Annotated in this window: 10 protein-coding genes; 7 read left to right on the forward strand and 3 right to left on the reverse strand. The window is 67.6% G+C overall.

All coding sequences use genetic code 11. The annotated features are described in order from the left end of the window. The first annotated feature begins 6 nt into the window (after positions 1-6). The 7 genes from A5759_RS08360 to A5759_RS08390 all read left to right on the forward strand — a co-directional run bounded on the left by A5759_RS08360 (position 7) and on the right by A5759_RS08390 (position 12,742). Positions 7-1,056, forward strand: coding sequence for an esterase family protein (locus A5759_RS08360; protein WP_064394879.1), 1,050 nt, complete (start codon positions 7-9; stop codon positions 1,054-1,056). A gap of 140 nt (positions 1,057-1,196) precedes the next feature. Continuing rightward, positions 1,197-2,084: an alpha/beta hydrolase-fold protein gene (locus A5759_RS08365; protein WP_064425866.1), complete on the forward strand. Its 888-nt coding sequence runs from the start codon at positions 1,197-1,199 to the stop codon at positions 2,082-2,084. Between the two features lie 58 nt (positions 2,085-2,142). Then, positions 2,143-2,598 carry a DUF732 domain-containing protein gene (locus tag A5759_RS08370; protein WP_068196176.1) on the forward strand — a complete coding sequence of 152 codons (456 nt, stop codon included), beginning with the start codon at positions 2,143-2,145 and terminating at the stop codon, positions 2,596-2,598. A gap of 18 nt (positions 2,599-2,616) precedes the next feature. Beyond that, on the forward strand, positions 2,617-3,621 hold the full coding sequence (locus A5759_RS08375; protein ID WP_068196179.1) for a cutinase family protein: 1,005 nt from the start codon (positions 2,617-2,619) through the stop codon (positions 3,619-3,621). 178 nt (positions 3,622-3,799) lie between these two features. Next, entirely contained in the window at positions 3,800-5,689 is a 1,890-nt protein-coding gene (fadD32, locus tag A5759_RS08380; RefSeq protein ID WP_068196182.1) for a long-chain-fatty-acid--AMP ligase FadD32, read from the forward strand. Between the two features lie 49 nt (positions 5,690-5,738). Next, positions 5,739-11,171 carry a polyketide synthase Pks13 gene (gene pks13 / locus A5759_RS08385; protein ID WP_197506004.1) on the forward strand — a complete coding sequence of 1,811 codons (5,433 nt, stop codon included), beginning with the start codon at positions 5,739-5,741 and terminating at the stop codon, positions 11,169-11,171. A 20-nt stretch (positions 11,172-11,191) separates the two neighbouring features. Beyond that, positions 11,192-12,742, forward strand: coding sequence for an acyl-CoA carboxylase subunit beta (locus A5759_RS08390; RefSeq protein ID WP_094288866.1), 1,551 nt, complete (start codon positions 11,192-11,194; stop codon positions 12,740-12,742). A 16-nt stretch (positions 12,743-12,758) separates the two neighbouring features. Here A5759_RS08390 and A5759_RS08395 read toward each other — a convergent pair whose 3' ends face one another. From A5759_RS08395 to A5759_RS08405, 3 genes are all read right to left on the reverse strand, one after another. Then, positions 12,759-13,175 carry a hypothetical protein gene (locus A5759_RS08395; RefSeq protein WP_131805083.1) on the reverse strand — a complete coding sequence of 139 codons (417 nt, stop codon included), beginning with the start codon at positions 13,173-13,175 and terminating at the stop codon, positions 12,759-12,761. Between the two features lie 756 nt (positions 13,176-13,931). Beyond that, a complete protein-coding gene (locus A5759_RS08400; RefSeq protein WP_068196187.1) occupies positions 13,932-17,141 on the reverse strand; it encodes an arabinosyltransferase domain-containing protein in 3,210 nt (1,069 codons plus the stop codon). Next, a complete protein-coding gene (locus tag A5759_RS08405) occupies positions 17,138-20,383 on the reverse strand; it encodes an arabinosyltransferase domain-containing protein (protein ID WP_068196191.1) in 3,246 nt (1,081 codons plus the stop codon). The genes A5759_RS08400 and A5759_RS08405 overlap by 4 nt, the downstream gene beginning before the upstream one ends. Positions 20,384-20,530: the final 147 nt, after the last annotated feature.

Here is a 20,530-nt window from a genome sequence, read left to right on the forward strand (position 1 = left end):
TGACGCATGAAGTTCGTTGGCAAGATCCGGGGTGCCTGGGTCCGCCGGCTGGCGGGAGCCGCCCTGGCGGCCGCCGTGCTGCCGGGCTTGGTGAGCGCCATCGGAGGCTCGGCCACCGCGGAGGCTTTCTCTCGTCCGGGTCTGCCGGTCGAGTACCTCATGGTTCCGTCCGCAGGGATGGGCCGTGACATCAAGGTTCAGTTCCAGAACGGCGGGCCGAACGCGCCGGGCGTGTATCTGCTCGACGGTCTTCGTGCCCGCGATGACTTCAACGGCTGGGACATCGAAACTGCGGCCTTCGAGTGGTATCTGGACTCCGGCCTCGCGGTGATCATGCCGGTGGGTGGCCAGTCCAGCTTCTACAGCGACTGGTACAAGCCGGCCTGCGGCAAGGCAGGCTGCCAGACCTACAAGTGGGAGACGTTCCTGACCCAGGAACTGCCCGCATACCTCGCCGCCAACAAGGGCGTGAACCCGAACCGCAATGCCGCAGTCGGGCTGTCCATGGCCGGATCGGCCGCGATGACGCTGGCGATCTACTACCCGCAGCAGTTCCAGTACGCCGCCTCGCTGTCCGGGTTCCTGAACCTGTCCGAGGGCTGGTGGCCGATGCTGGTCGGGCTGTCGATGGGTGACGCCGGCGGCTACGAGTCCGAGGACATGTGGGGCCCGTCGAGTGATCCCGCGTGGAAGCGCAACGACCCGATGGTCAACATCGACAAGCTGGTCGCCAACGGCACCCGCATCTGGGTGTTCTGCGGTAACGGCAAGCCGGCCGAGATCAACGGCCGCGTCGCCGGTGACAACTTCAACGCGAAGTTCCTGGAGAGCTTCACGCTGCGCACCAACGAGACGTTCCAGGAGCAGTACCTGGCCGCGGGCGGTAAGAACGGCGTGTTCAACTTCCCGCAGGGCGGCACGCACGACTGGCCGTACTGGGGTCAGCAGCTCCAGCAGATGAAGCCGGACATCCAGCGCGTGCTCGGCGCCACGCCGCAGCCGTCGACCCCGATCGCGACCGAGGCCTCGGTCACGACGACGGACGCCGGTAACTGACTGGTACGGCAATAGGTTCATAGTCGGCGGCGGCGATCCTTCGGGGTCGCCGCCGTCGGCCTTTTCCGACCACGCCCGCGCCGGTGTGTGATTGACTACCTCGCGCGGGGACAGCAGACCAATGTGAGGTGGGCGAGCCGATGCAGGGGATCTTCCGGGCGATCTTGACCGTGGCGCTGGCCGCCGGTCTGTGGACCGCGGGTACGGCCGTCGCGCCGAAGGCCGAGGCGCAAGTCGAGATGCTGATGGTGCCCTCGGCGGCGATGGGACGCGACATCCCCGTCGCCTTCCAGGGCGGCGGCCCGCACGCGGTCGTGCTGCTCGACGCGTTCAATGCCGCACCCGACGTCAGCAACTGGGTCACCGCGGGCAATGCGATGAACACTCTGGCGGGTAAGGGCATCTCGGTGGCCGCGCCCGCGGGCGGCGCGTGGAGCATGTACACGAACTGGGAGGCCGACGGCAGCCGCCAGTGGGAGACGTTCCTCGCCGACGAGCTGCCGAACTGGCTGGCCGCCAACAAGGGCCTGGCGCCGTCGGGGCACGGCATCGTGGGGGCGGCACAGGGCGGGTACGGCGCGATGGCGATGGCCACCTTCCATCCGGATCGCTACCGCTTCGCCGGCTCCCTGTCGGGTTTCCTGACCCCCGAGCGCACCGGCGTCGACGGCGCCATCACCGCCGGGCTCGCGCAGTTCGGCGGCGTCGAGACCCGCAACATGTGGGGACTGCCACAGCTGGGCCGGTGGAAGTGGCATTCGCCCAACGTCCATGTCCAGTTGCTGGCCGACAACAACACTCGGCTGTGGGTGTGGAGCGGTCCGGTCGGAGGGTGCACCGATCCGCCCGCGATGATCGGCTACTGCGACATCGCGTCGGGCACCAATCGCGAGTTCTACCAGCACTACCGTTCCGTCGGCGGCAAGAACGGACACTTCGACTTTCCGACCAGCGGCAACCACGACTGGGGTTCCTGGAGCGGTCAGCTCGCGGCCATGAGCGGCGAGTTGGCGGCGACGATCGCTTAGCCGAAGACCCGCTGTTTCCGAACCGGGACCGCACGTCGGCAGCCGGTACCTTGGAGGAGTGCAACGCTCGGTACGGACGACTGCGGCAGGCTCGCTGCTGATAGCTGCGGCGACGGCGTTGCTGACCGGGTGTTCGGGCCCCGACGTCATGGCGGCCATGGGTTTGCCGACGTCGGAGGCCGCGCCTGCGCCCAGTCGGCCCAGCGAGACAGCGGCCCCGCCGTCGGCGACCGGGCACTCCAACACGCTCGTGCTGACCGATCGGCAGCGAAGCTATCTCGACGCTCTCACCGCGGCCGGGGTGAAGCCGTCCAGCGACCTGCTGGCGCTGCGTGTCGGGTCATACGTGTGCCAAGCCCGTGCCGCCAGGCACGACGACCAGAAGGTCTGGGATTCGATCTATCCGCTGGTGCGCGGCGATGCGATGGATCACATCTCCGGTAGGAAGCCGACCGTCAACGTCGACGCGGCGACCGCCGATTACATTCGCATCGCAACCGAACGACTCTGCTAGCAGGAGCCCAACCGACACATGGCCACAACCAACCGGCGGAAACGCCACCGTATCCTCGCGCTCGTCGCGGCCGGCGCGATGGCACTCGTGGTGGTGCTGTTGATCATCATCGTCGTTGTGATCCTGCGGAAGCCCGACGGCCCGAGCGGCGTCCCGCCCACGGCCGTGCCTCCGACCGGGATCAGCCCGACCAAGAAGCCGCGACCGGAGTTCCAGGATGCGAGCTGCCCCGACGTGCAGATGATCTCGGTTCCTGGCACGTGGGAGTCCTCACCGCAACTCGACCCGTTCAACCCGACTCAGTTCCCGATCGCGCTGCTGCTCAATGTCACCAACCCGATCCGCGGACAGTTCGCGAACGACCGGCTCGAGGTGTTCACCGTCCCGTACACCGCGCAGTTCCACAATCCGTTCTCGCAGGACGGACAGATGACCTACAACGACAGCCGCGCCGAGGGCTTCCACGCGACGGTCAAGGCCATGACGGAGATGAACGAGCGCTGCCCGCTGACCAGTTACGTGATCGCCGGGTTCTCCCAGGGCGCCGTCATCGCCGGTGACATCGCCAGCGATATCGGCAACGGACGCGGCCCCGTTGACGAGGATCTGGTGCTGGGTGTGACGTTGATCGCTGACGGGCGACGGCAGACCGGCGTTGGCGTGGACGTCGGACCCAACCCGCCGGGTCAAGGGGCGGAGATCACGCTGCGCGACGTGCCCATGCTCGACGGGATGGGCCTGGCCATGACGGGTCCCCGGCCCGGCGGGTTCGGCGCACTCAACGACCGCGTCAACGAGATCTGCGCTCCCGGTGACCTGATCTGCTCGGCGCCGCCGGAGGCGTTCAACATCATGAACCTGCCCAAGACAATCGACATCCTGCTCGGCGGTGCGGGACAACCGATTCACGCGATGTACGCCACCACGCAGTTCTGGAGTCTCGACGGACTGTCGGCCACCCAGTGGACGCAGCGCTGGGCACAGGAAAAGATCGATAACGCTCCGCAGCCGAAACATGGCTGACCTGTGACCAGACCTGATTTGGACGGCGCCACCACGTCACCTAACATTAAGAAAAAACTAAGAGCAGTAAGCGAATAGCCGACCGGTACCATTTTGCGGGGTGCGGGGCTTGGGGGCGGCTCGGAAGAATTAAGTGCAATCGGCATCGAGAAGCGTGTGCCGCTGACAGGAGAGTGCGATGGGGTTCCATAACCCGTTCATCAAGGACGGACTGATCAAGTTTCCCGACAACGGGAGCCTGGTCAAACACGTCGAACGATGGGCGAAGGTGCGTGGAGACAAGCTCGCCTACCGCTTCCTGGACTTCTCCAGCGAGCGCGACGGAGTCGCCCGCGATCTGCGCTGGGCCGACTTCGGCGCCCGCAACCGCGCGGTCGGTGCGCGTCTGCAACAGGTCACCCAGCCCGGTGACCGCGTCGCGATCCTGTGCCCGCAGAACCTCGACTACCTCGTCGCGTTCTTCGGGACCCTGTACTCGGGCCGCATCGCGGTGCCGCTGTTCGACCCGAACGAACCCGGCCACGTGGGCCGCCTGCACGCCGTGCTCGACGACTGCCATCCGTCGGCGATCCTGACCACCACCGATGCGGCCGAGGGTGTGCGCAAGTTCTTCCGCACCCGCCCCGCCAACCAGCGTCCGCGCGTCATCGCAGTCGACGCGGTGCCCAACGAGGTCGGCGCCACCTGGGAGCCCGTCGAGGTCGACGAGCACACCATCGCCTACCTGCAGTACACCTCGGGTTCCACGCGGATCCCGACCGGCGTGCAGATCACCCACCTGAACCTGGCCACCAACGTGGTGCAGGTGATCGAGGCGCTCGACGGCCAGGAAGGCGACCGCGGTGTGTCCTGGCTGCCGTTCTTCCACGACATGGGCCTGATCACAGTGCTGCTGTCGCCGATGCTCGGCCACTACATCACGTTCATGACCCCGGCCGCGTTCGTGCGCCGCCCCGGCCGTTGGATCCGTGAAATGGCCCGCAAGGAAGGCGACACCGGCGGGACCATCTCGGTGGCCCCGAACTTCGCGTTCGACCATGCCGCTGCCCGCGGCGTGCCCAAGGACGGCGAGCCGCCGCTCGACCTGTCCAACGTCAAGTGCATCCTCAACGGCAGCGAACCGATCTCAGCGGCAACCGTGCGGCGGTTCAACGAGGCCTTCGGCCCGTTCGGTTTCCAGCCCAAGGCGATCAAGCCCTCTTACGGCCTGGCCGAGGCCACGCTGTTCGTGTCGACCACGCCGATGGACGCCGAACCGACGATCACTCCGGTGGACCGCGACGAGCTCAACGTCGGCCGCTTCGTTCCGGTGTCCGAGGATTCGCCCAAGGCCGTTCCGCAGGCCGGCGCCGGCAAGATCGGCATCGCCGAGTGGGCGGTCATCGTCGACAACGACACCGCCACCGAGCTGCCCGACGGGCAGATCGGCGAGGTCTGGATCAGCGGTCAGAACATGGGCACGGGTTACTGGGGGAAGCCCGAGGAGACCATCGCGACGTTCCAGAACATCCTCAAGTCGCGGACCAACCCGTCGCACGCCGAAGGCGCGACCGACGACGCGACCTGGGTGCGCACCGGCGACCTGGGTGCCTACTACGACGGCGAGCTCTACATCACAGGTCGCGTCAAGGATCTGGTGATCATCGACGGGCGTAACCACTATCCGCAGGACCTGGAGTACTCCGCGCAGGAGGCCACCAAGGCGTTGCGCACCGGCTTCGTCGCGGCGTTCTCGGTGCCCGCCAACCAGTTGCCGGACGAGGTGTTCGACAACGCCCACTCCGGACTCAAGCGCGATCCCGACGACACCTCCGAGCAGCTGGTGATCGTCGGTGAGCGGGCACCCGGCGCCCACAAGCTCGACATGGGTCCCATCGCCGACGACATCCGCGCCGCGATCGCCGTGCGCCACGGCGTCACGGTCCGCGACGTACTGCTGACCCCCGCGGGCGCGATCCCGCGCACCTCGAGCGGCAAGATCGGCCGTCGGGCGTGCCGCGCGGCCTACCTGGACGGCAGTCTGCGCAGCGGGAAGATCGCCAATGCGTTCCCCGACGAGAGTGACTGAGACCAACTCGAATATGGCTGATACACAGGACGATTCGCAGCAACCCGAGATGCCGTCCGGCGACGACATCCAGCTGGCACCCGAGAAGCCGCTGACCGCCCCGAGGACCGACATGACGGTCAACGAGATGCGCGAGTGGCTGCGCAACTGGATCGGCAACGCCACCGGTCAGTCACCCGACTCGATCAGCGAGAGCGCGCCGATGGTCGAACTGGGGCTGTCGTCGCGCGACGCCGTGGCGATGGCCAGCGACATCGAGGACCTCACCGGCGTCACGTTGACCGCCACCGTCGCGTTCCGCCACCCCACCATCGAGTCGCTGGCCACGGTGATCGTCGAGGGTGAGCCGGAGGTCGAGGATGCCGGCGATGACGACGAGGACTGGACGCGGACGCGCGACGTCGAGGACATCGCGATCGTCGGCCTGGCCACCCGCTTCCCCGGTGACATGAACACCCCCGACGAGACGTGGCAGGCGCTCCTGGAGGGCCGTGACGCGATCACCGATCTGCCGGAGGGCCGCTGGGAGGAGTTCCTCGGCGAACCCCGCATCGCCGAGCGCGTCGCCAAGGCCCGCACCCGCGGCGGCTACCTGACCGACATCAAGGGGTTTGACGCCGAGTTCTTCGCGCTGTCGAAGATGGAGGCCGACAACATCGATCCGCAACAGCGGATGGCGCTCGAATTGACCTGGGAGGCACTGGAAAACGCCCGTATCCCCGCATCGAGCCTGCGCGGCGGCAACGTCGGTGTCTACATCGGCAGCTCGCTGAACGACTACAGCTTCCTGGCCATGTCGGACCCGTCGATCGCCCACCCGTACGCGATCACCGGCACGGCGAGTTCGATCATCGCCAACCGGGTTTCGTACTTCTACGACTTCCGCGGCCCCTCGGTGGCCGTCGACACCGCCTGCTCGAGTTCGCTGGTCGCCGCGCACCAGGGTGTGCAGGCGCTGCGCTCGGGTGAGGCCGACGTCGTTGTCGTCGGCGGCGTCAACGCGTTGATCACCCCGCTGGTGACGGTCGGCTTCGACGAAGTCGGCGGGGTGCTCGCGCCGGACGGCCGGATCAAGTCGTTCTCGCAGGACGCCGACGGCTACGCCCGTTCCGAGGGCGGCGGAATGCTTGTGCTCAAGCGGGTTTCGGATGCCCGCTGCGACGGCGACGAGATCCTCGCCGTGATCGCGGGCAGCGCGGTCAACCACGACGGCCGGTCCAACGGTCTGCTCGCGCCCAATCCCGACGCGCAGGCCGAGGTGCTGCGCAAGGCGTACAAGGACGCCGGCATCAACCCGCGCCTCGTCGACTACATCGAGGCGCACGGCACCGGCACCATCCTCGGTGATCCGATCGAGGCCGACGCGCTCGGCCGCGTCGTGGGCAGGGGGCGGGCGGCCGACAAGCCGGCGCTGCTGGGCGCGATCAAATCCAATGTGGGACACCTGGAGTCGGCGGCGGGCGCGGCGAGCCTGGCGAAGATGACGTTGGCCCTGCGCAACGACAAGATCCCGCCGTCGATCAACTACGCAGGCCCCAACCCCTACATCGACTTCGACGGTGTGCACCTCAAGGTCGCCGACACCGTCACCGACTGGCCGCGCTACAGCGGCTATGCGATTACCGGCGTCTCGGGGTTCGGTTTCGGCGGCGCCAACGCCCACCTCGTGCTGCGCGAGGTGCTGCCGTCGGACCTCGTCGAGCCCGAACCGGAGCCGGAACCCGAAACCGGGCAAGACAAGTCGTCTGACGCGAACGCCGTCTACATCGGCGGGGTGCGGATGGACGAGTACGGCGAATTCATCGATGACGATGACGACGACGCTCTGGACCAGCCAGCGCACGCATTGCAGGACGAGCCCGAACTGCCCGGCCTGACGGACGAGGCCAAGCGCCTGCTCGAGGCAGCCCGCGAGGAGATGGAGGCCGGTGAGCAGCCGGCACCGGTTGTACCGCTGGCGGTTTCGGGTTTCCTGACATCGCGGAAAAAGGCCACGGCCGCCGAGCTGGCCGACTGGATCGACAGCCCCGAGGGACGCGCGTCGTCGCTGGAGTCGATCGGCCGCGCGCTGTCGCGGCGCAACCACGGGCGTTCGCGCGCGGTGGTGCTGGCCCACGACCACGACGAGGCCATCAAGGGCCTGCGCGCCGTGGCCGAGGGCAAGCAGCACCCGAGCGTGTTCAGCGCCGACGGCCCGGTGACGAACGGGCCCGTGTGGGTGCTCGCGGGTTTCGGTGCCCAGCACCGCAAGATGGGCAAGAGCCTGTATCTGCGCAACGAGGTGTTCGCAGAGTGGATCGACAAGGTCGATGCGCTCATCCAGGATGAACGGGGTTATTCGATCCTCGAGCTGATCCTCGATGACGCGGTCGACTACACCAATGAGACCTGCGAGTACCCCATCGAAGTCGTCCAGACCGTGATCTTCGCCCTGCAGATCGCGCTCGGTGAGTTGCTCAAGCACCACGGCGCCAAACCCGCTGCGGTGGTAGGCCAGTCGCTCGGCGAGGCCGCCGCCGCGTATTTCGCGGGCGGCCTGTCACTGGAGGACGCCACCCGGGCCATCTGTTCGCGTGCTCACCTGATGGGTGAGGGCGAGGCCATGCTGTTCGGCGAATGGATCCGGTTGATGGCGCTGGTCGAGTATTCGGCCGACGAGATCGATACCGTATTTGCCGATTTCAAGGATCTCGAGGTATGCGTCTACGCCGCGCCGACCCAGACCGTCATCGGCGGCCCGCCCGACCAGGTCGACGCGATCATCGAGCGCTGCGAACAAGAGGGCAAGTTCGCCCGCAAGATGCAGACCAAGGGCGCCAGCCACACCTCCCAGATGGATCCGCTGCTGGGTGAGCTGGCCGCCGAACTCGTCGGGATCGAACCGCATCCGATCAAGATCGGTTACTTCTCGACGGTGCACGAGGGTCGTTACCTGCGCCCCGGTGAGACCATCCACGATGTCGACTACTGGAAGAAGGGGCTGCGTCACAGCGTCTACTTCACCCACGGCATCCGCAACGCCGTCGACAACGGCCATACGACTTTCCTGGAGTTAGCGCCGAACCCGGTGGCGCTCATGCAGGTCGGCCTGACGACGGCGGCGACCGGCCTGCACGACGCCCAGCTGATCGCGACGCTGGCGCGCAAGCAGGACGAGGTCGACTCGATGACCGCGGCGATGGCCCAGCTGTTCGTGCACGGCCACGATCTGGACTTCCGCACGCTGTTCCCCCGGCGGTCCAAGGGGTTGGCCGGGGCGTTGGATTTCGCGAACATCCCGCCGACCCGCTTCAAGCGCAAACCGCACTGGCTCGACGCGCGGTTCACCGGAGACAGCTCGGTGATGATGCCGGGCAACCACGTCGCCACCCCGGACGGCAGGCACGTCTGGGAGTACGCCCCCAAGGGTGAGCCGGATCTGGCCGGGTTGGTCAAAGCCGCTGCCGCTCAGGTCATTCCCGACGCCAAGTCGGTCGCCTCCGAACAGCGCGCGGTGCCCGGTGAGGGCGCACGGCTGGTCACGACGCTGACCCGCCATCCGGGAGGGGCCAGCGTGCAGGTGCACGCGCGCATCGACGAGTCGTTCACCCTGGTGTACGACGCCGTGGTGAGCCGCACCGGCGCCGCGGCGCCGCTGCCCGTCGCGGTGGCGACGGGAGCGACTGTGGCCGAGCAGGTTTCGGCGGCGCCCGCAGACGATCCCGAAGAAGACGCGGCCGAGATCCTGCAGGACAACCTGACTGCGGGTGCGGGCCTGGCCGCCGGCTTCGCGAAGTGGTCGCCGGACTCCGGTGAGTCGATCCGCGACCGTCTCGGCGCGATCGTCGGCGGGGCAATGGGTTACGAGCCCGAGGACCTGCCGTGGGAGGTGCCGCTGATCGAGCTCGGCCTGGACTCGCTGATGGCTGTGCGGATCAAGAACCGCGTCGAGTACGACTTCGACCTGCCGCCGATCCAGCTGACCGCGGTGCGCGACGCCAACCTGTATGCGGTCGAGAAGCTGATCCAGTACGCGATCGAACACCGCGACGAGGTCGATCAGCTTGCCGAGCATCAGAAGACCAAGACCGCCGAGGAGATCGCGGCCGAACAGGCCGAGTTGATGGGCGGTGCGACCACCGTCGCCGAACTCGAGCAGGTGTTGGCCGAGAAGACCGGCGTCGCCTCCGAGGTGACCAGTGCGGGCACGGCGACGGAATCCGACATCCCGCCGCCGCCGACCGACCCGAGCGGCCCGGTGATTCCGCCGCCGCCGACGGATCCGAGCGGCCCCACGCCCCAAACCGCCGCAGGCGGCCCGTCACAGTCGACGGTCGCGGCGGCGAGCAAGGTACTCACCCAGGAGGCGGTCACCGAAGCGCTCGGCTCCGACGTGCCACCGCGCGACGCCGCGGAACGCGTCACGTTCGCGACGTGGGCGATCGTCACCGGTAAGTCGCCGGGCGGCATCTTCAACGACCTGCCCGACGTCGATGACGCGACCGCGACCAAGATCGCCGAGCGGCTGACCGAGCGGGTCGACGAGGGCACCATCACCGCCGACGACGTCCGCTCCGCGAAGACCATCGAGGAGCTGTCCACCACCGTCCGCGACTACCTCGAAGGCGGCAAGGTCGACGGCTTCGTGCGGACCCTGCGCGCCCCGTCCCAAGACTCGGACCGGATCCCGGTGTTCGTCTTCCACGCCGCCGGCGGTTCGACGGTGGTCTACGAGCCGCTGCTCAACCGGTTGCCCGCGGACACACCGATGTACGGCATCGAGCGCGTCGAGGGCACCATCGAGGAGCGCGCCCGCGAGTACGTGCCGAAACTGTTGGAGCTCAACGGTTGGACGGGAGACAAGCAGGGTCACCCGTTCGTCCTGGCCGGTTGGTCGCTGGGCGGTGTGCTCGCCTACGCGTGCGCGATCGGTCTCAAGCAGGCGGGCGCCGATGTGCGGTTCGTCGGTCTGATCGACGCGGTCCGTCCGAGTGAGGAGATCCCCCAGACGAAGGAGGAGACCCGCGCCCGCTGGGATCGCTACGCCCGCTTCGCCGAGCGCACGTTCAACGTCGAGATCCCCGAGATCCCCTACGAGGAACTCGAGGCCCTCGACGACGAGGGCCAGGTGCGCTACGTCCTCGACGTGGTGAGCCAGAGCGGGGTGCAGATCCCCGGCGGCATCATCGAGCACCAGCGCACCTCGTATCTCGATCAGCGGGCCATCGATACCGCCGAGATCAAGCCGTACGACGGCAAGGTCACGCTGTACATGGCTGACCGCTACCACGACGACGCGATCTACTTCGAGCCGCGCTACGCCACCCGCAAGCCGGACGGCGGCTGGGGGGAGTTCGTTTCTGACCTGGAGGTCGTCCCGATCGGGGGCGAGCACATCCAGGTGATCGACGAGCCGTACATTGCGAAGGTCGGGGCGCACATGAGCGAGTCGATCAGCCAGATCGAGGCCGACAACACCGATCAGGAGAAGCAGGGCAAGTGACGACGGAATCTCTGCCGCCCATCCGCACCAGGACCACCGCAGAACTGCTCGCCGAACTCCGCGAGAAGCTGGAACAGGCCAAGGAGCCCGGTGGGGAGAAGGCGGTCGCCAAGCGGGAGAGAAAGGGCATTCCGAGCGCCCGCGCGCGAATCCACGCCCTGGTCGATCCGGGCAGCTTCCTGGAGATCGGCGCGTTGGCGAAGACGCCCGGTGATCCGAACGCGTTGTTCGGCGACGGCGTGGTGACGGGGCACGCCAGGATCAACGGCAGGCCGGTCGGCGTGTTCAGCCACGACCAGACGGTGTTCCAGGGCTCGGTCGGTGAGATCTTCGGCCGCAAGGTGGCCAAGCTGATGGAGTGGGTGGCGATGGTCGGCTGCCCGATCATCGGCATCAACGACTCGGCGGGCGCGCGGATCCAGGACGCGGTGACGTCGCTGGCGTGGTACGCCGAGCTGGGTCGCCGCCACGAGCTGCTCCGCGGGCTGGTTCCCGAGATCTCGATCATCCTCGGCAAATGCGCTGGGGGAGCGGTGTATTCACCGATCCAGACCGATCTCGTCGTGGCCGTTCGGGATCAGGGCTACATGTTCGTCACCGGACCCGACGTCATCAAGGACGTCACCGGCGAGGACGTCTCGCTCGATGAACTCGGCGGCGCCGATGCCCAGGCCCGCTACGGCAACATCCACCAGGTTGTGGAGAGCGAGGCCGCGGCGTTCCAGTACGTCCGCGATTACCTGGAGTTCCTGCCCGCCAACACGTTCGACGATCCGCCGATCGTCAACCCCGGGCTGGAGCCGGAGCTGACCCCGCATGATTACGAGCTGGACTCGATCGTGCCGGACAGCGACAACATGGCCTACGACATGCACGAGATCCTGCTGCGGATCTTCGACGACGGCGACGTCTTCGATGTGGCCGAGCAGCAGGGTCCGGCGATCATCACCGCGTTCGCGCGGGTCGACGGACGCCCGGTCGGGGTGGTCGCCAACCAGCCGATGCACTTGTCCGGGTCGATCGACAACGAGGCTTCCGACAAGGCCGCGCGGTTCATCCGGTTCTGCGATTCCTACAACCTGCCTTTGGTTTTCGTCGTCGATACGCCGGGATTCATGCCGGGTGTCCAGCAGGAGAAGGGCGGCATCATCAAGCGCGGCGGCCGCTTCCTGAACGCCGTCGTCGAGGCCGATGTGCCGAAGGTGACCATCACCATCCGCAAGTCATACGGTGGGGCATACGCGGTGATGGGATCCAAGCAGCTGTCGGCGGATTTGAACTTCGCGTGGCCGACCGCGCGCATCGCGGTGATCGGCGCCGAGGGTGCCGCCCAGCTGCTGGTGAAGCGGTTCCCGGATCCGACGGCGCCGGAGGTGCAGAAGATCCGCGCCGACTTCATTGAGGGTTACAACCTCAACATGGCCACGCCGTGGATCGCCGCCGAGCGCGGCTTCATCGACGCGGTGATCCAGCCGCACGAGACCCGGCTGTTATTGCGCAAGTCGCTGAACCTGCTGCGCGACAAGCAGATCACCCGCGTGCAACGCAAGCACGGCCTCACCCCGATCTAGTCCCCCGCGCCCGTGGTCACCCCGCTGGGGGCTGCAACGGAACCCCTGGTGCCAACACCGGGGGCGCCATCGGCGGAATGGGCTCGCCGATGTTGGGCGGATTGACACGGACCGTCGGGAGTACCTCCCGCGGCGGCACTTGTGGCCCGGCGCCCTGGCCCTCGGCCGGCGGCGCCACACACTCTTTTCGATTGTCGTTCCACACGCCGCCGCTGTGCTTACAGCAGTACTCGTTGGCGGTATCGATCCAGTTCTGCGTGTTGTCGAGGCCCTCGTCCAGGGTTTGGGTGCAGTTGTCGAACTCCTCGATGTCCCATACGGGCTCGGCACTCGCGATCGTGCCGCACCCGAGTGCGACACATCCGAGCGCGGCGGCCAGCATCACAACACACCTGAGTAGGAAGGGGTGGGCGGTTTGGCGACGGATTGTCATGGTCAGTTCCTAAGTTCATTGCTGTCTGTCGCGAATAAGAGACGTGCGACCTGCGCCCTCCAAGTGGGGTCGCCGACGGTCATCGCCGAGATCGGTCGGCACGCATATTGCCTGGTGTCACATCAGAGCGCGTACCCGGGCGCTCGGCCGAGAGGTTTATCTAGCGGACTTCATCTGCCATATGCGTCCTCACCTTCATGCGCCCGTGGTTGGCGCCGAACTGCCGAATTGGACGAAGACCTTCTCCGAGGGTCTCACATCGGAGGCCTGGCGAGCGCCCAGTTTGTCGAACCCGAGCACCTGGACACCACCAAACTCCTTGTGAGCGCAAGCAGAGGCCCGTGGCGCGGAATCGTGTCGTTGCGGTGATGGGTCCACGCAGCTGTCGGCGGAGCTGAACGTCGCGTGGTCGACCACGCGTCGCGGTTATCTGGCCCGTGCGAGACCCGGCTGCTGTGCAAGTCGCTGCGCCTGATGCGAGAAAAGCAGATCAGCCGCGCAACGCAACAACGGGCTGACCTCGATTCAAAATCGCGCGAGCGGGCGCTCAGCGCCGAACCCATCGGACGATGACGGTGCCGTCGTCGCCGAGCAGTACACCTTGCGCCGCATGCCGATCTGGTGAGACACAACTCGTCGATCTCGTCGCCGGCGACCAGGTGGGAGAACCACGTCGGACCGCCCTCACCACTAGGCGGCTCAGACCTAGATCGCCGAGGGCGCGACAACTGCCGCAGAGCTTGCTCGCGTCGACGATTACGGCTTGATGCGGATGTGGCCCGGGCTGTACAGGCCGCTGCGGGTGGCCGTCCCGAAGTCCAGCGTCGCAGGCGTCGCCCCTTGCGCCTCAGGGGTCGGCTCGAACCGGCGCAGCGAGCCCCAGTCCCGACCCCAGTCCTCCGACAGATACGTCGCCATCACGTGCGCGCGCAACAGCAGATCCGTGATCCCCAGCAGACCACCGTTGAGGCCGTCCTGCCACGTGTCGGTGTCCTTGCGCTTGGCGTTGTAGTCCGGGGTGATGCGGAACTTCGGAATCTCCGTCACGCCGTTGGCGTGCAGCATCGGCTGTTGGCACGGGAATGCCAGACCGACCGCCCAGTCCATCAGCACCGGCTGCTCCGAGCCCACGTACTCCTGAACCGACCGCAGTTCGGGGACCCGGGGCGGAGTCACCGCGAGCCAGTCGCCCGGCGTCAGCGAAAGATCCTCGGCAACAACGCGAACGGCGACCGCATCGGTCGGGATGTCGGCGCGGGGGAAGCGCAGGTTGCGCCACGACGGGATCGGACCCAGGTCGTAGGGCACCATCCGGCCGGCGGGCACCATGGCACCGTCCGGAGCGCGGCGCGCGTACTCCAATTCGACCGTCTCGCCCTCGGTGCGCCCGTTGAACACGCTGTCGCCCGTGATGGTTCCGGCGGCGGTGACGACGACAAGCGGATGCCCGTCGTCGGGGGCGGGCAGTTCGTACCAGGCCGACGTCAACCTGCTCTGCTGCTGGGGTCCCTCGACGTAGGTTCCCGCCACCGGAACCCGGTTCGGGTCGAGCCCGTACGGCAGCGGCACCGTCGACCCGTTGACACCGGGCTCGTCCAGCTCGGTGGACTGGTCCCAGTCGTAGTCCGTGCCGGGCATCGGCAGATTCATCCGAATCGCCTCGGCGACAATCTTTTCCGGCACACCATCGGCGGTGAACCCGACCGGCCCGTCTCCACCAAGCGGGCCCAACGGCCCGTACTGCCCGGGCAGCGCTGTCAGGAAGCCTTGGTTGGCGTCGGGTTCGACGAGCACGTCGTCGGCCAGGCCGCAACCGCCGGCGAAGGCGCGCAGGTTGGCCCACGCGTTCGAGTAGGTGGGGTACTGGCGGACCGCGCCGACGAGCATCGATCCGACGAACACGACCACCATGAAGCCCGCGACGACCGGGATCGGCGCCGCGGTCAGCGCCCGGGCGATGCGCCCTTCGCCGCGGGTCCGCGACGAGAAATGTAGCCAGGCCGCCCATATGGCCGCGATCGCGAACAGCGCGAACAAGACCGTGCTGACGGTGATGCCGCCGATGGCGGGTTCGTCGTTGTTGAACGGGACGCCGTAACTCGACACGTACCACCAGCCGTTGGTGGTCGCGAAGCACAGTGCGAGCACGAACAACACAGCGGCCAGGAAAGCCATCCGGTTGCGTGACCACTTCAGCACCGCAGGCGACACCAGCACGGTGGCCAGCGCCGCCATCGCCGCCCCGACCGCGGCGAACAGTCCGAAGTGGTGCACCCACTTGGTGGGGGTGAACATCAGGAAGAAGACCGTGCCCAGGATGATCCCGATCAGCCGCCACGCGGGACCCCGTGCCACCCCGGGCACGCGTCCGCGTCGCAACATGATGAACATCGCGGCGAACAGCGACAGCGCGGTGATCAGGAAGCCGAAGCGACGTGACAGCGATCCGTCCACCGTCGGCAGGATCAGGTAGTAGTAGCGCAGGTTCTCGGTGTACCACTCCTGGTTCGGGCCGACGGCGGTGCGAATCCTGGTCGCCTCCAACACCGTTGCGATGGTCTGGTCGAAGAAGACGACCGTAAGGATCACCGTTCCTGCGGCCAGCAGTGGCAACACCAGCGGCCAGACGCCCACCACCCGGCGGCGACGCACCAGGATGCGCAACAGCGGTCGACCGCCCGCCAGCAGCGCGGCCACCGCGATCAGACCCGTCGGCTGGATCCCGAGCGTGAACGCCGCCGTGATGATCGCGAACGCCGCGGGAGTGAGTCGTCCTGAGGTGATGGCCCGCTCGATCAGCACGTAGGTGATCAGCGCGCCGGTGGCGATCTGGCCTTCGGGGCGCAGGCCGTTGTTGAACGGCATCCATGCCGCCAGCAGCACCAGCCCCGCCGCCCACAGCGCAGGCTTGCTCGCGGCAACAGCGGGACCGAGGCGCGGCAGCACCTCACGAGAGAGCAACAGCCAGCACACGATTCCGCACACCAGGTCCGGAAGTCGCATCCAGATGCTCGCGTCGCTGACGCTGGTCATCATCGCCAGCAGGTTGTAGTACCAGCCGAACGGGTCCTCGGGGCTGCCGAACCATCGGAAGTAGTTCGACATGTACCCCGCGTGACCGGCCACCCGGGCCATCCCGAGGATGTAGCCGTCGTCAGAGGAGTTGGCCCCGATCACGTGCCAGACCGCGAAGCCGCCGACCACCACCACATCGGTGGGGCTGAACGTCCGCCACCGCTGCGGGATCAGCCGCCGCATTCGCCTGCCGTCCAAACGATCCAGGCGCCACAGCGCGAGCAGTGCGATCGCCGTCGACACGATGGCCAGCACCATCGCCGTCAACTTCAACGGTGTCGGATTGGTGGTGAACCGGGTGTCGATCTCTGCCGACAGGCTCAGCCCCGACGGCGCAGGACCGGTCAGGTCGGTGAACACGCCGACGATCGCGGGGCGCAGGTTCGGGTCCGGGAAACCGGTGTACTGCGGCGAACCGTCCGCCTTCGTCAGCCCGACGAAGTCGGCGAAGGTGCCCTCCTCCGAGGAGGTGATCTCGATGCGAGAGCATCCCGGGGAGTCCCCGGTGCCGACCACCCGGGCTCGGGGGACGCTGGCCACCACCACGTTTCGGTCGGTGATGTCGACACGCTGCGGGTTGACCGTGACGAACAGACTCTGCAGCGCGGCCTGCTTACCGTCCTTGGGCGCGGTGCCCAACACGACTCCGCCGCGCGGCGGCATCGAGCGGATCACCTCGCACGGCACGGTCACCGACATCCGCACCGGAGTCTGCGTGATCAACGGCGCGGTGACGCTGTTCAACTCGCCCTGCTGCGGCCAGTTCAGCGATGCGGTGGTCTGTTCCACGGGAAGCAGGGGAGTTGCCACCGACAGCACGAAGCCGATCAGGCCGGCGACCGCGGCAACCCATCGGGCGATTCGCACGTCGGAACTCGATGTCTGGCTCATGGCAGCGCCCTGATGGGTCCGCTACGGCTCCAACCGAACACGCGCACCGCCCCCTGCTCGACGACCGCGTCCGGCGCCTCGGATTCGGGGACCACCCGTAGGTACCGCTCGATCGAACCCCAGTCCCGGTACCAGTCGTCGCGCAGATAGGTGGGCACGGTCGAGGTGCGCAACAGCGCCTGGATGAACAGGAACGGACCGCCGTCCTCGGCGGACTGCCACTGGTTCGAGGACACGACCACCTGCTTGAGGTTCGGGAGGATGCGGTATTCCGGCAACTCGGCGATGCCGAGATGTTCGGAGAACGGGCGCTGGCAAGGGAAGTTCGCGGCGGTCGCGATGTCCATCAGGACGGGTGTCTGCGAGCCGAGGAACTGCTGCGCCGTGACGAGCACCGGCACCCGCGGCGGGGTGAACGCGAACCACTGGTCGGTGGACAGGTTCGGGTCGTCGGCGACGATGCGCGCGACATTCGCCTCCGGCGGCGCCGTGGCGAGCGGGAAACGCAGGTTGCGCCAGGCCTTTTGAGGACCGGGGCCGACGTCGATCGGCTGCACCTCGGCCAGCGGCTGATAGCTGCCGTCGGGGCGGTGCACACCCCACTGCAGCTTCAGCGACTGCCCGTAGTTGAACGAACCGTCCTCTTCGTAGAACCAGATCGCCCCCGCCGCCGCGACGGTGACCAAAGGCCGGTCCGGGGTGCGTGGCGGCAGCTGGTACCACGCCGAGGTCACCTTGGCCGCGACGGTGTTCTCGTCGTAGCTGCCCATCACCGGCGTGCGGTCGGGGTCGAGTCCGAACGGCAGGAACACATTTGAACCGTTTACGCCGACGGGTCCGTATCCACCGCCGGTGCCTGCGGCGAAGCCGATCCCGATGTTGGGTTCGTTCGGTGAGCCGTCGGAGTTGACGGTGCCGGGGTTGGCGGTGATCGGCTCGGGCGGTTCGAGGGTGTCGCTGACGCCGTTCGGGTTGAAGCCCACGGGGTCCTCCCCGCCGAGCGGGCCGTACTCGCCGAAGCGTTGCCCCGGAACCGGTTGCAGCATACCGGCATTCGTGTCGGCCTCGACGAGCACATCGTCGGCCATCGCGCAGCTGGTGTCCGAGAGCCCGGACTTCAGCGCCGAGAAGTTCGCCTTGGCGGTGGTGTAGACGGGGTAGCGCTGCACGGCGCCCTTGGCCATGGAGCCGACCTCGAGCACCACCATGATCGTCGCCACCACCAGCAGCGGCGTCGAGGCGAGGACGCGATTGCGTTTGGTGTTGGCGACCTCCGTGTGCCCCGCGTAGTCCATGCGGAAGTGCAGCCACCCCGCAAGCAGGCCGGTGATGATCGCCAGCGCGAGGAAGATCCCGGTGACCGGGATACCGGCGATCACCGGCTGCTTGTCGAACCACGGCACACCGTAGTTGCCGACATAGAACCAGCCGTTGATCCCCGATGTCGCCCAAGCCAATACAAACAACAGCGCGGTGACATAGAGCGCGAGGTTGCGACGGCTGTGCAGCCCGACGCGGCTGAACGCGAACGCCGTCACCGCACCGAGCGCACCCGCCAGACCGGCGAACGCGCCGAACTGCACCGCCCACTTGGTGGGCGTGAACGTCAGCAGCAGAAGGCCGATCGCCGTCGACCCGATCAGCCGCCACACCGGCCCGCGCGCCATGCCGGCGACACCGCCGCGCCGCAGCAGCACCGCGAGCATCCCGAACAGGCAGAGCAACAGCACCAGCACCGCGAAGCGTCGGGTCAGCGACGAATCGACGCTGTCCTCGACGGTGAGGAAGTAGTAGCGCAGGAACTCCTGGTACCAGGCGATCGTCGGGCCGACGACGTACTTGATGCGGGCCGACTCCGCCACCGTGGCCAGAGTCTGGTCGCGGAACACCACCACGAAGATCAGCGCGAGCGCGGACAGCAGCGCGGCCAGCGGCGCGAGCACACCGTCGACGGGACGACGCGCGCGGATGGTGCGGACGATCGCGCGGGCGCCGACCAGAAGGGGCGCGATCGCGATCAGTCCCTGCGGCGCCAACGTCACGCTGAACACCGCGATGACGATCGCCAGCGCGGCAGGCCACGTCCGCCGGGTGGCCACGGCGTTCTCCACCAGCACCCACACCGCGACGGTGCCGAACGCGATCAACGGTTCAGGCCGCAGGCCGTTGTTGAACGGCAGCCACGCCGCCAGGAACACCGCCCCCGCCGTCCACACCGTCACCCGGTTGGCCGCAAGCCGACGGCCGAGGCGCGGCAGGATGCAGCGGCTGACGATCAACCAGGCGCCGATGGCCGCCAGCGTCGCGGGCACCCGCATCCACACGCTGGCGGTGCTGACCGAGGCGAACGCCGCGAGCACCGATTGATACCAGTCGAACGGGGCCTCCGTGGCGCCGAAAAAGCGGTAGTAGTTCGCGGTGTAGCCGGCGTCGGCCGAGACGCGGGCGATGGTGAGGTTGTAGCCGTCGTCCGATGACAGCGCGCCGATGACGTGCCACAGCAGCAAGGTGCCCACGACGGCCAGGTCGGCCACCCAGTGCCAGAAGCCCACCCCCCAGACACGCCGCCAGGCGCGGCTCCGGCGGTCCAACACCGCCAACGCCACGATCGACGCGATCACGCACAAGACCCCCAGCACCATCACGGCGAGCTTGAGCGCGGTCGGGGAGGTGATGAAGCGGGTGTCGACGTCGACGCGCGCTTCGAGCCCCTCCTGTGGTGCGACCTCCAGATCCGTGAAGACGCCCGCGACCTGCGGCTTCTCCTCGGCCGGCAGCGTTCCCACGGCCCCGGGCAGCCCGATGAAGTCGGCGCCGGCCTCGCCGGGGTTGGCCCAGATGTGCAGAGTGCTGCAGGCGCCGTCCTCGACGGCGGGCCGCGGTGCGACGGCGGCGACGGAGTCGCGGAACGCCACGACAACGAGGTCGGAGGTGGCGCGCACGAACAGCCCGTTACGGCTGGCGTCGATGCCGCCCGGCGGGACGGTGGACAGCACCAGCCCACCGTCGGCGGGCAGCGTGGCGACGGCCCGGCAGGGGATCGAGATATCGAGGGCCTGCGGGGCGCCGGAGACCAGCGGGGCGGTGATGTCGCTGACGAACCCGTCGGGTCCGGTGCCCTGCGGCCACAGGATGGTCGCGGTGGTCTGTTTGACCGGCAGCAGCGGGACCAGCCCGCACAACAGCACACCGGCGATGCCCGCGACGACGGCGATCAGTCGCGCGATCCGATGGGCAGGCACGAGCGTCGATGGTAGGCGACTCGATCATCGGAGTCGGTGACCCCGGGCCGATATGGGCAAACGCCTCCTGCGCTCTGACGGGTTGATCCCACGCACCACGTGCGTGCGACCCACCGGTTAAGGGGTTATCCACAGCGGCCTCGGTGG

The sequence above is a fragment of the Mycobacterium sp. 852014-52144_SCH5372336 genome, from assembly GCF_001665615.1.
In the GTDB taxonomy this organism is placed as follows: Bacteria; Actinomycetota; Actinomycetes; order Mycobacteriales; family Mycobacteriaceae; genus Mycobacterium; species Mycobacterium neumannii_A.